Source organism: Orbaceae bacterium lpD02, assembly GCA_036251875.1.
Classification (GTDB): domain Bacteria; phylum Pseudomonadota; class Gammaproteobacteria; order Enterobacterales; family Orbaceae; genus Orbus; species Orbus sturtevantii.
Genome location: CP133960.1, coordinates 2,053,687 through 2,066,673, shown reverse-complemented (window position 1 = coordinate 2,066,673; position 12,987 = coordinate 2,053,687). Strand labels below are relative to the sequence as shown.

The following is a 12,987-nucleotide window of genomic DNA, read 5'->3' as shown; positions in this document are numbered from 1 at the left end:
GAGCAATGGCAGACTTAGTTACAATTGCTCGCCCTTATGCTAAAGCAGCTTTCGATTTCGCTATAGAACGTAATTGCATTGAAAAATGGCAGAATATGTTGGTGTTAGCATCACATGTCAGTCAAGCGGAACAAATCAAAAGTGTTCTGACTTCTGATATGAAGCCAGATTCAATTGCAAATGTATTTATCAATATCTGCAAAGATGAACTTGATGAATACCGTACTAATTTTATTAGATTAATGGCCGAAAATAAGCGATTAGCCTTACTCCCAGAAGTTCTAAATCTCTTTATTAAATACACTTTAGAAAGAGAGTCTGTTGCAGATGTTGATGTTATTTCAGCAACACCGTTAACAGAGGTACAACTTAATAAAATTAAAGTAGCAATCGAACAACGTTTATCTCGAAAAGTAAAATTAGAATGTCATATTAATGAGTCGATAATTTCTGGTTTTATTATTCGTACGGGTGACATGGTTATTGATAGTAGTATTAGAGGGCGCCTTAATCGTTTAAGTGACGCGCTACAGTCTTAAGGGGACTGATAATGCATCTAAATTCAACGGAAATAAGTGAACTAATTAAAGAGCGAATTGCTCAGTTCAACGTAGTGAGCGAAGCTCACAATGAGGGAACCATTATCTCAGTTAGTGATGGTATTCTTCGTATTCATGGGTTAACTGATGTTATGCAAGGTGAGATGATAGCTCTGCCTGGTAACCGATTTGCAATGGCACTTAACTTAGAGCGTGACTCTGTGGGTGCTGTTGTTATGGGGCCATATGAAGATCTTGCAGAAGGCATGAAAGTCCAATGTACTGGCCGCATTTTACAGGTTCCAGTCGGTGATGGCTTACTCGGCCGTGTAATTAATACGTTAGGCGCACCAATTGATGGTAAAGGCACCATTCAAAACGATGGTTTCTCACCAGTTGAAATGGTTGCACCAGGTGTTATTGAACGTCAATCAGTTGATCAAGCTTTACAAACCGGCTATAAAGCCGTCGATTCAATGATTCCAATTGGCCGTGGTCAGCGTGAATTAATTATCGGCGACCGTCAAACGGGTAAAACAGCGCTTGCCATTGACGCTATCATTAATCAACGCGATTCAGGTGTTAAATGTATCTATGTCGCCATTGGTCAAAAACAATCAACTATTGCAAACGTAGTACGTAAACTCGAAGAACACGGCGCATTGAAGAATACGATTGTTGTGGTGGCATCAGCTTCTGAGTCTGCAGCATTACAGTATTTAGCTCCATATGCGGGCTGCGCAATGGGTGAGTATTTCCGTGATCGTGGGCAAGATGCATTGGTTGTTTATGATGATCTTTCAAAACAAGCGGTTGCTTATCGTCAAATATCATTATTATTACGTCGTCCACCTGGACGTGAAGCCTATCCCGGTGATGTATTTTATTTACATTCGCGTTTACTTGAACGGGCTGCCCGAGTCAATGCGGCGTATGTTGAAGAATTTACTAAAGGTGAAGTAAAAGGTAAGACGGGATCGTTAACCGCACTGCCGATTATCGAAACTCAAGCGGGTGACGTGTCAGCGTTTGTACCAACCAACGTAATTTCAATTACTGATGGACAAATTTTCTTAGAAACTAACTTATTTAACTCAGGTATTAGACCTGCTGTTAACCCAGGTATTTCGGTATCTCGTGTTGGTGGTGCTGCGCAAACTAAAGTAATGAAGAAATTATCTGGAGGTATTCGTACTGCGCTTGCACAATATCGTGAGCTAGCCGCTTTCTCGCAATTCGCATCAGATCTTGATGAAGCGACAAGAAACCAACTGAGTCATGGTGAAAAAGTAACGGAACTTCTAAAACAGAAACAGTATGCCCCAATGACGGTCTCAGAACAAGCCGTGGTTTTATTTGCTGCTGAACGGGGCTATTTAGAAGATATTGAGCTTGCAAAAATATTACCCTTTGAGGCAGCACTACTTTCTTATGCACATAGCCAATACAACGAGTTTATGGCAGAGCTTGCGAAAATAGGTGATTACAGTGACAGTGTTGAAAATAAGCTAAAAGAGATACTTGAAAGCTTTAAATCAACACAGACTTGGTAGCTACCAGTAAGTTATGAGGGTATAAATAAATGGCTAATGCAAAAGAGATAAGAACGAAAATCGCCAGTATCCAAAGTACGCAAAAGATTACGAAAGCGATGGAGATGGTTGCTAACTCTAAAATGCGTAAAACGCAAGATAGAATGGCAGCAAGTCGCCCTTATGCTGAGTTGATTCGTAACGTAATTGGGCACTTAGCGTTAGCTAATACTGGAATAAAGCATCCCTATTTAGAAAATAGGGATGTAAAACATGTTGGCTATTTGATCATTTCAACCGATCGTGGCTTATGCGGTGGTTTGAATATTAATCTATTTAAATCAGTTCTTGCTGATATGAGTAGTTGGCAGGCTAAAGGTGTAGAATCTGATGTGGGATTGATTGGTTCTCGAGGCGTCTCATTTTTTACCTCAATTAAAGCAAATATTTTAACTCAAGTAACAGGGATGGGTGATGAGCCGACTGTATCAAATCTGATCGGTCCAGTAAAAACGATGTTAAAAGCTTATGATAAAGGTCAAATTGACCGTCTATATATTGTGACTAATAAATTTATTAATACCATGTCACAAAAGCCGACCATTGAGCAATTGCTACCATTACCGCCAGCAGATGATGCTGAGCTGAAGATGAAAACGTGGGACTATCTTTATGAGCCCGATGCAAAATCATTACTAAATGTAATGTTGCGCCGTTATATTGAGTCCCAAGTTTATCAAGCTGTTGTTGAAAATTTAGCAAGTGAGCAAGCAGCAAGAATGGTCGCGATGAAAGCAGCAACCGATAATGGGGCAGATTTAATTAAAGATTTGCAAATTGTTTATAATAAAGCACGACAAGGTGCAATAACCAATGAGTTGATTGATATTGTCTCCGGTGCGGCAGCTGTTTCAGGTTAACATTCAGTCATGTTAAGGATTATACAATACTTAACTGATTATATAGAGATAAAGACATAGAGGATTAAAAATGGCTACTGGAAAGATTGTCCAGATTATCGGTGCAGTTGTTGATGTCGAATTCCCAGAAGATGCGGTACCAAATATTTATGATGCACTAAATGTAGAAACTGGCACTGATAAGCTGGTTCTGGAAGTTCAACAGCAACTAGGTGGCGGTGTCGTTTGCTGTATAGCAATGGGATCTACTGACGGATTAAAACGCGGATTAAATGTTACAAATACAAAGCATGGTATTGAAGTACCCGTTGGTACGGAAACATTAGGCCGTATAATGAATGTGCTTGGTGATCCTATTGATAAAGAAGGTCCAATCAATGAAAAAGAACGTTGGGCGATTCACCGTAGCGCACCAAGTTATGATGAACTTGCTAACTCAACTGAACTTTTAGAGACAGGGATTAAAGTTATTGACTTGATCTGCCCTTTTGCTAAAGGCGGTAAAGTTGGTTTATTTGGTGGAGCTGGTGTTGGTAAAACTGTTAACATGATGGAGCTAATTCGCAATATCGCAATTGAACACTCAGGCTACTCCGTGTTTACTGGTGTGGGCGAACGAACTCGAGAAGGTAATGACTTTTATCATGAAATGCGCGAATCAAACGTTCTTGATAAAGTGTCACTTGTTTATGGCCAAATGAATGAACCCCCAGGAAATCGCTTACGTGTTGCTTTAACGGGTTTAACCATTGCAGAAAAATTCCGAGATGAAGGAAAAGACGTCTTATTATTTATTGATAATATCTATCGCTATACCTTAGCGGGTACAGAGGTTTCTGCACTATTAGGTCGTATGCCATCTGCGGTAGGTTATCAACCGACACTTGCTGAAGAAATGGGGCAACTACAAGAACGTATTACATCAACCCAAGCCGGTTCAATTACCTCTATCCAAGCAGTATATGTTCCTGCCGATGATTTAACAGATCCATCACCAGCAACAACATTTGCCCATTTGGATGCAACTATTGTATTAAGCCGTCAAATTGCGTCACTAGGTATTTATCCTGCGGTTGATCCATTAGACTCAACGAGTCGCCAATTAGATCCATTAGTTGTGGGACAAGAGCATTATGACTGTGCTCGTGGCGTTCAGTCTATTTTGCAACGTTATCAAGAACTGAAAGACATTATTGCGATTCTAGGTATGGATGAATTATCTGAGGATGATAAACTAATCGTTGCTCGTGCTCGTAAAATCCAGCGCTTCTTATCACAACCTTTCTTCGTTGCTGAAGTCTTCACTGGTTCACCAGGTAAGTATGTTTCATTGAAAGATACCATTAGTGCGTTTACGGGGATCATGAATGGTGACTATGACCATTTACCAGAACAAGCGTTTTATATGGTAGGTTCAATTGATGAAGTCATTGAGAAAGCAAAATCTCTATAATAGATGAATTAAGCGGAGATAGCATATTATGACACTAACGTCCTATCAATTAGAAGTTGTTAGTGCTGAATCTCATCTTTTTTCAGGTGATGTTCAGCGAATCAGGGTAACGGGTAGTGAAGGAGAACTGGGTATCTATCCAGGACATGCTCCTCTGCTAACAACGATAAAACCCGGAATGGTTGGCATTGTTAAAGCGGATGGCGAAGAAGAGTTTATCTATCTATCGGGTGGCATTTTAGAAGTCCAACCGACAATGGTAACTATTTTAGCTGATACTGCGATTAGGGGTGAAGATCTCGATGAAGCGAAAGCACAAGAAGCAGTAAGACAAGCGCAAGAAAACATTAGCCACCCAAGTGGTGACATGACTTATGCACAGGCATCAGCTGAACTGTCTAAAGCATTAGCGAAACTACGTGTTATTAATTTAACTCGTGGGGGACGTTAAAACTTATCCACACCACTTATCTATACATAACTCGTTTTATGTATAGATAAGTCTTTATTATTCATTAGCGCAATATTTTTACCAGAATGTTCTTTATTTATTAATTAGGTTAACTAAATTGATAAAAAAGTAGCCAATCAATAAGAAAATAATTATAATCCATTGCCTGTCAAATTAGTGTTCTTTTTACTTTATGCCAACACCGACTAAAACTGAATTAATCTATCGTTTAGATGATAGACCCCCTTTATTGCAGACCCTTTTTGCCGCCTTTCAACATTTATTAGCAATGTTTGTTGCAGTCATCACACCAGCATTAATCATTTGCCAAAGTTTAAAACTGCCAGCAGAAGATACTCAACATATAATTAGTATGTCATTATTTGCCTCAGGAGTTGCCTCACTAATACAAATTCGAGCTTGGGGTCCAATTGGTTCGGGACTGCTATCGATTCAAGGCACCAGTTTTAATTTTGTTGCTCCAGTAATTGCTGGTGGATTAACACTTAAAAATGGTGGCGCGAGTATTGACGTTATGATGGCGACACTGTTTGGTACGCTAATGTTAGGATCGGTTACTGAAATGATTTTATCGCGTATTTTACACTTAGCACAGCGAATTATTACGCCGCTAGTATCTGGCATTGTCGTGATGATTATTGGGTTATCGCTTATTCAAGTTGGTTTAATTTCAGTTGGCGGTGGTTTTGCCGCGATGGAGAGTAATACTTTTGGTGCGCCCATTAATTTATTCTTAGCAGCTATGGTCTTATTTGTTATTATCATACTCAATATTCAAAAAAATCCTTACTTGCGTCTTTCTTCTTTAGTTATAGCAATGGCAATCGGCTATGGGTTAGCTTGGTGGCTTAACTTACTACCAATCATAACCGAGCCAGCATCTAATGCAATTATGATCCCAACTCCGCTGTATTATGGTTTAAATATTGATTGGGGATTATTATTACCTTTTGTATTAGTATTTTTAATTACTTCGCTTGAAACAATTGGTGATATTACGGCAACATCAGATGTTTCAGAGCAACCGGTATCAGGACCACTTTATATGAGGCGATTAAAAGGTGGGGTACTAGCAAATGGACTTAACTCTTTTGTCTCTGCTGTATTTAATACTTTTCCAAATTCATGCTTTGGCCAAAATAATGGCGTGATTCAATTAACAGGAGTTGCTAGTCGCTATGTTGGCTACTTTGTTGCTGCGATGTTGATTTTACTCGGATTATTTCCTATTGTGAGTGGATTTGTCCAACATATTCCTGAACCTGTTTTAGGGGGCGCAACACTTGTAATGTTTGGAACTATCGCGGCATCAGGAGTAAGAATCGTGTCCAGAGTCGCTTTAAATCGCCGAGCAATGATGATTATTGCATTATCCCTCGGCATTGGTCTTGGCGTCTCTCAACAACCTCAGATTTTCTTCTTTATGCCTGATTGGGTAAAATCATTATTTTCTTCAGGAATCGCTGCTGGCGGGCTTACGGCTATTGTGCTTAATTTTCTTTTTCCAGAAGAGCAGAAAGACTAATTTTTATAATTAAGTAAGCTTTATGTCGGATATTAAACTTTAAGTAAATAGTAAAGTTTAATATCTAGCCGAGATATAGTTACCACATCTTCTAGTAAAGTTTTTTTGACCAGCCAAGCTTAGTTGATAATGATCTAAAATAATCATAATTAGCCGCGTGGATCAAATTAAACTCATAAGGTGCCCGTTTAATCAATATTTCATCAGTAGGCCCGGCCGTTAATATAATCTGACTATCACACGCAATCTTTAAGCTTTCAACGGCATTAGGAAACTTTATTTTTATAATACTATCGCTTTTTATGACTAGCGGTCTAGCTGACAATGAATGAGGAAACATCGGCGTAATAATAAAGCCATCTAAATCTGGTGTAATAATTGGTCCACCTGCCGATAATGAATAAGCAGTAGATCCAGTAGGCGTTGATATAATTACGCCGTCTGCACGCTGCGAGAATGCTTTTTTATTATTAATATAGGCTTCATACTCAATCATGTGGGCAACTTGACTCGGGTGAACAACTATCTCGTTAACAGCAAAGCTCGAAACGATGCTTTCACCTTCTCTATTATATAGCGTTACCTCAAGTAAAAAACGGGTATCATCAATGTACTCTCCTGCAAGCACATCAGATAGACTTGATATCGCGTTATCAGGTGAAATGTCAGTTAAAAAGCCAAGATTCCCTCGGTTGATACCTATAATTTTTATATTATAGTGGGATAAGTAGCGAGCCGCTCTCAGCATATTACCATCGCCACCAACAACAATAGCTAACTGAGCTTGTTGCCCAATCTCATCCAAAGAAGCATAATGCTCAACATCAAAGGGCAGTAATGATTTCAAGTTATCTTCGACTAAAATATGGTAGTTATTTTTTATTAGCCAATTATAAAGTAACTCATGAGTTGCGAAAGCTTCTGGTTGCCTTGGTACACCAATTAATCCGATACAATTAAATAGTGTGTTCATAAAATGATCCTTATTAATTTTTTGATTTTAAATAATAAAATCGATTAATTACTTTCGTCTGTTGGTATAGTCTTGTAATCTGAAATTTTATCCCCATAATACCTTAAATAAAAAGTATTTTTGATAATAATTTGGAGTACCTTATGGCAGAACAAACAAATAATATGTCAGAACAAAACGACGATATTAACACACAATGTGCATCAGAAGATAATCTTGCCGATACTAACGAGCAAGAGAGTACAGGAAAGACTGCGTTAGAAGCCACTATCAAACAGCAAGAACAACGCATTTCTGACCTAGAAAAAGAATTACAGATAGCAAAGAAAAATGAAAGTGAAGCAATGATTCGAGCTCGCGCCGAAATCGATAATGTGCGTAAACGTGTTGAGCAAGATGTAGAGAAAGCACATAAATTTGCTTTAGAAAAATTTTCGAACGAACTTCTACCTGTTATTGATAATTTAGAGAGAGCGCTAGAAGCAATTGATAAAGATAATTTAGAGTATAAAGCAATGGTTGAAGGACTTGAGCTTACACTAAAATCATTTTTAGATACGGTAAAAAAATTTGGTATCGAGGTTGTTGCCACTGAAGGAGGTCAGTTAAATCCTGAAGTTCATCAAGCGATTACTATGATTGAATCCCCAGAGCATACTGCTGGTCAAATCGTTAATACTATACAAAAAGGTTATACTTTAAATGGCCGTTTGATGCGACCGGCCATGGTTATTGTTGCTAAGTAGCCAGCTCAATTAATTTATAATCTCACATATTTTTGTGTGGGATTATATTTTTGCAGTTAAAAGTACACTGAATGGTAGTTCCTTGCTGCCCATCGTTACGGTTTTTTATAACTAGTTGCCCTTGGTGTAATTTAACAATTCGCTGTACGATACTTAGCCCTAAACCAATCCCGCTATGCCGGCTGTCCATTCGAAAAAAAGCTTGAGTTAGCTGCACTATTTTATTTTCATCTATTGCTAAACCTTGATCTTATACTTCAAGCATAATTTTCTCATCATCATATTAATGAATATTGATTACTATTTTAGTACCATAAAAAGAGAACAGTGAATGCAAGATTACTACAGTCGAAACAACGATAGAAACGTTACTTGATAGAAAACAGAACTAGGAAAAGAAAAATTTTAACCAGATTTAATCTGACAGAGACCTTATGAGAAACGAGTGGCTGTCAGATTAAGTTTGAGCTAGTATAAATTAGCCTAAAATAGCTAATAGCTCTTTAGTTACTACCGCAACAGGTTTTGTACCTTCAATTCTAAAGTACTTAGTATTACCTAATTTGGCTTCATTTTGATAGTAGCTAATTAATGGTTTTGTTAATTGATGATACTCAACTAACCGCTTGCTAACAATTTCTTGTGCATCATCTTTACGAATAGTCAATGCTTCACCCGTGATATCATCAATATTTTCTACTTTAGGTGGATTATATTTTATATGATAAACTCGCCCCGAACCGGTATGAACTCGCCTACCGCTCATACGATCAATAATCACTTCATCAGGAACATCAAACTCAAGCACATAATCAACATTAATACCTGCCGCTTTCATCGCATCAGCTTGTGGTACGGTACGAGGAAAGCCATCTAATAAAAAGCCATTTTTACAATCTTCTTGAGTGATGCGCTCTTTTACTAATGCAATTACTAATTCGTCAGTTACTAATTTGCCTGCGTCCATTAATTCTTTGGCTTGCAATCCAAGTGGCGTGCTCGCTTTAACTGCGGCACGTAACATATCTCCAGTTGATATTTGTGGAATGCCATATTGCTGCATAATAAATTGAGCTTGCGTACCTTTCCCAGCTCCAGGAGCACCTAATAGAATAATTCTCATTAAAGATAACCTCTTTTTTACTGTGCTAAATACTGAAATAGTATTTTACTACTCGATATTAAGCCGTCAGTTTTACATAAATAATTGATTGCCCCACATCCTTTAATTTGAGAAAGTTCATGTCCACAAATAGGGCAAAGATAGTTTTCATAATAATTTTGTTGGCAATGTTGACAACAATAATGTCTTGGACTTTTTAAGTTCATAATACGGTGGCATGTTGGACACTGGCCTTCTGTACTCATATTATGCTCTTTTTTAGCCATTTTTAACGTCGGCCTCTGACATGTTTTAATAAACGGCGTCGTTTACGTTGCTGCGATGCGGTTAAGCTATTTTTTTTACCTTCAAAAGGGTTGTTCCCCTCTTTAAATTGAATACGAATTGGCGATCCCATAATTTTTAGTGAGCGTCTAAAGTAATTCATCAAATAACGCTTATAAGAGTCAGGTAAATCCGTCACTTGATTGCCATGTATGACGACGATTGGTGGGTTATAACCACCAGCATGAGCATATTTCAATTTTACGCGGCGGCCTTGAACCAATGGTGGTTGATGGTCATCTTGTGCCATTTGCATAATCTTCGTCAATAAAGCGGTACTTACTCGGCGGGTAGCACAATCATAAGCTTCTTGAATGGAATCAAATAAATTCCCAACACCACTACCATGTAATGCCGAGATAAAATGCAAACGTGCAAAATCAATAAAATCGAGTCGTTCATCGAGAGTCGATTTTATTTGCTCTTTAACCTCTTGCGATAAGCCATCCCATTTGTTAACAGCTATCACTAGTGAGCGACCACTATTGATAATAAAACCGAGCAGAGAAAGGTCTTGATCTGATACCCCCTCCCTCGCATCAATCACAAGAATAACAACATTGGCATCTTCAATCGCTTGTAAGGTTTTTATTACTGAAAATTTTTCAACCGTTTCCGTAATTTTGCCGCGTTTCCTTACCCCTGCGGTATCGATTAAAATATATTCGCGCTCATCGCGAGTCATAGGAATGTAGATACTGTCTCGGGTAGTGCCAGGCATATCATATACGACAACACGGTCTTCACCTAGAATACGGTTAGTTAGTGTTGACTTACCAACATTTGGTCGTCCGACTATGGCAACTTTAATTGGTAAATTAATTAAGCTGTCAACATCAAAATCATCTAAGACTGAGTCATCATACGACTCAGGCAAATCATGCCGCTCATCGTCTTCATCATTAAAAGTCGCAGGATCTTCAAAATTAAAAATGGGTTCGAGTACCTTTTCAATTAACGAACTAACTCCGCGACCATGGCTTGCTGCGATGGGATGAACACCACCAAGTCCAAGCTCATAAAACTCATTCATTACAACATCGGCGTCAAGTCCATCCGTTTTATTAACGACGAGAAATGTAGGTTTCTCTCTGCTACGAAGGTGCTTTGCAATAGCATGGTCTGCCGGCATAACGCCTGCTCTTGCATCTACCATAAATAAAACAATATCAGCTTCTTCTATTGCGAGCAAAGACTGCTCAGCCATAAAGCTTTCAATACCTTCTTCACTTCCGTCGATACCACCAGTATCGATAACTATATATTCATGGCCTTTTATTTCGGCGCGACCATACTTGCGATCGCGCGTCAATCCTGGAAAATCTGCAACTAATGCATCACGAGTTTTGGTTAACCGGTTAAATAATGTCGATTTTCCCACATTGGGACGACCAACTAGTGCAATGACTGGTATCATGTAGCTCTCTTTTTTAAAACAAGTTAAAAATTACTTTTGGCCAAATGTATAAACATTACCATTTTTAGCTTGAATAATGATTTTATTATCAGCAACTACGGGATCACTTGCTAAACCACTACTACTTACTTGCGTTTTTGAGATAATATCCCCTGAATTAATATCAACTAGGTATAGATAGCCTTCAAAGTCGCCCACAACAACATAATCTTGATAAATAATAGGGTTAGTTAATTGCCTATGTAATAAATCAGATTGTTTCCAAAGTATTGAACCGCCATTTTTAGATAAAGCATAAAGGTTATCATCTTGATCAACAGCAAAAATATGATCTTTATCTAGTACAAAACTGTGCGTTGAACTTAGCGCTTTTTTCCACACAACTTGACCATTACTTAAATCTAAAGCAGCGATATTACCATTGTAACCAATTGCGTAAACTAAACCTTTCTCAATCACGGGTGTACTATCTACATCATTAAGTTTTGCAATTTCAGTCGAACCGCTTGGCTGAGATATTCGCTGCTGCCAGATTAATTGCCCATCTTTGATGAAATAGGCGTTTACGTGGCCACTATCATCACCTAGAATAATTGCGCCATAAGCCGCAGCAGGTGTTGACTGCCCTCTTAATGATAAAGTTGGCTCATCATCCATCTGCAGCTCCCATACCAAGTTACCACTATCTTGCTCAAATGCTTGTAAGTAACCATTAGTTGTGCGAATAATAACCTTATTCTCAGATGCAAGTGGTTTGGCTAAAATTTCACCTTTAGCCATTTCTTGCCAAATGACACTACCATTATTTTTATCTAGTGTATAAAGATTCGCACTTTCACTCCCTAAATAGACATGCTTATCATCAACACTTACTCCTCCTGAAAGTAATGCTGATTGGCTACGGAAAAAAGAGCTGGTGGATAAATCAATGTTCCATAAGGTTTTACCTGTGAAAAGATCTATCGCTTTAACTTGCCCTTTTCTACCTGCCGCATAAACGACATTATTATTTACTGCCGGAGATAGCTGAGAGTATATTTTTGTATTTCCTGATAAACTATTGCTCCACAATTGACTCAACGGAAATGCGCTCTGCGTCACAGGAGATGGCGAGATTTCTATCGTATCTTTTTCTCCTCCAAAAATAGAACAACCTGTTGTCATAGATACCAATGACATCATTAGTGCGCTTGCTAAAAAATATTTACACAAATTCATATTCTTTTCCTACAAATAGCTCAATTAAGCCTTTAATATATTATGTTACTTGGTTTTTTATAATACTCGTTATTTTGCTTAATCATTAACGAGTATTCGTTGTGCCTGTAACTGTTTTGCTGCTAAATATTGAGCTTGATTTAATTTAATTTTAATATCTTTTTCTAGCTCTGGTGTTGGTTGAGATGCTAATGCAACCTCGTAGGCATTACAGGCCAACGGATAATTTTCCATTTTAACCAGCACATCACCACGAATATTATTAACAATCGATGCCCAATTACTATTTGTTACTTTATCTAACGATTTTAAGCTATCAGTATATTTGCCGAGTTGATATTCTAGCCTTGCTATACGGATATTAATAATAGCAAGCAGAGGCTCTGAATCAGTTTTTTTACTAGCAGAAATGAGTAATTGTTCAGCACCAAGATAATCTTTTTTATTTTCAACATAAAATTGTGCCGCTTTTAAGTCAGCAAACAAACTATAAACCGTATCGTTTTGATCAGCAAATTTAACTAATCCATCAATTGACGTTGGATCATCATTATTAAGCTTTGAAATTAACTGCTCATACTGTTCTGATGCAAGTGTAGCTTTTTCAATATTATGTGATTTCCAATAACGCCAGCCCCAGAAAGCAAGCAAACCAATTATGATAACCGCCACAATAATTTTCCATGTTTTACCAAGAATCTCTTGGATTTCTTGTAGTTTTTCTTCACTATCAGAATGACTCACG

At 38.0% G+C, this 12,987-nt stretch carries 13 protein-coding genes; 7 read left to right on the top strand and 6 right to left on the bottom strand.

Translation table 11 applies throughout. From position 1 onward, the window contains the following. Positions 1-5: 5 nt before the first annotated feature. The 6 genes from atpH to RHO12_08980 all read left to right on the top strand — a co-directional run bounded on the left by atpH (position 6) and on the right by RHO12_08980 (position 6,441). Entirely contained in the window at positions 6-539 is a 534-nt protein-coding gene (gene atpH, locus RHO12_09005; GenBank protein ID WVD65516.1) for a F0F1 ATP synthase subunit delta, read from the top strand. 8 nt (positions 540-547) lie between these two features. Continuing rightward, positions 548-2,092, top strand: a complete 1,545-nt coding sequence (atpA, locus tag RHO12_09000) for a F0F1 ATP synthase subunit alpha (protein WVD67393.1) — start codon at positions 548-550, stop codon at positions 2,090-2,092. 29 nt (positions 2,093-2,121) lie between these two features. After that, positions 2,122-2,991: a F0F1 ATP synthase subunit gamma gene (atpG, locus tag RHO12_08995; protein WVD65515.1), complete on the top strand. Its 870-nt coding sequence runs from the start codon at positions 2,122-2,124 to the stop codon at positions 2,989-2,991. A 70-nt stretch (positions 2,992-3,061) separates the two neighbouring features. Further along, positions 3,062-4,444 carry a F0F1 ATP synthase subunit beta gene (gene atpD, locus RHO12_08990; protein WVD65514.1) on the top strand — a complete coding sequence of 461 codons (1,383 nt, stop codon included), beginning with the start codon at positions 3,062-3,064 and terminating at the stop codon, positions 4,442-4,444. Positions 4,445-4,472: 28 nt separating this feature from the next. Further along, on the top strand, positions 4,473-4,895 hold the full coding sequence (locus tag RHO12_08985) for a F0F1 ATP synthase subunit epsilon (protein ID WVD65513.1): 423 nt from the start codon (positions 4,473-4,475) through the stop codon (positions 4,893-4,895). 193 nt (positions 4,896-5,088) lie between these two features. Beyond that, a complete protein-coding gene (locus tag RHO12_08980) occupies positions 5,089-6,441 on the top strand; it encodes a uracil-xanthine permease family protein (protein WVD65512.1) in 1,353 nt (450 codons plus the stop codon). Positions 6,442-6,532: 91 nt separating this feature from the next. On the opposite strand, the gene nadK is transcribed toward RHO12_08980, so the two are convergent. Further along, positions 6,533-7,414 carry an NAD(+) kinase gene (gene nadK, locus RHO12_08975; GenBank protein ID WVD65511.1) on the bottom strand — a complete coding sequence of 294 codons (882 nt, stop codon included), beginning with the start codon at positions 7,412-7,414 and terminating at the stop codon, positions 6,533-6,535. 143 nt (positions 7,415-7,557) lie between these two features. On the opposite strand from nadK, the gene grpE reads away from it, so the two are divergent. Next, entirely contained in the window at positions 7,558-8,160 is a 603-nt protein-coding gene (grpE, locus tag RHO12_08970) for a nucleotide exchange factor GrpE (protein WVD65510.1), read from the top strand. A 478-nt stretch (positions 8,161-8,638) separates the two neighbouring features. Here grpE and adk read toward each other — a convergent pair whose 3' ends face one another. The 5 genes from adk to RHO12_08945 form a co-directional block, all read right to left on the bottom strand. Continuing rightward, entirely contained in the window at positions 8,639-9,283 is a 645-nt protein-coding gene (adk, locus tag RHO12_08965) for an adenylate kinase (protein ID WVD65509.1), read from the bottom strand. Between the two features lie 17 nt (positions 9,284-9,300). After that, a complete protein-coding gene (locus RHO12_08960) occupies positions 9,301-9,528 on the bottom strand; it encodes a zinc-ribbon domain-containing protein (GenBank protein ID WVD65508.1) in 228 nt (75 codons plus the stop codon). A 23-nt stretch (positions 9,529-9,551) separates the two neighbouring features. Next, positions 9,552-11,024 (bottom strand): ribosome biogenesis GTPase Der, encoded by a 1,473-nt coding sequence (gene der, locus RHO12_08955; GenBank protein ID WVD65507.1) that lies wholly within the window; start codon positions 11,022-11,024, stop codon positions 9,552-9,554. 30 nt (positions 11,025-11,054) lie between these two features. Continuing rightward, positions 11,055-12,242, bottom strand: a complete 1,188-nt coding sequence (gene bamB, locus RHO12_08950) for an outer membrane protein assembly factor BamB (protein ID WVD65506.1) — start codon at positions 12,240-12,242, stop codon at positions 11,055-11,057. Positions 12,243-12,320: 78 nt separating this feature from the next. After that, the gene (locus RHO12_08945; protein ID WVD65505.1) at positions 12,321-12,986 is read right to left on the bottom strand and encodes a tetratricopeptide repeat protein; all 666 of its coding nucleotides are present in this window, start codon (positions 12,984-12,986) and stop codon (positions 12,321-12,323) included. Position 12,987: the final 1 nt, after the last annotated feature.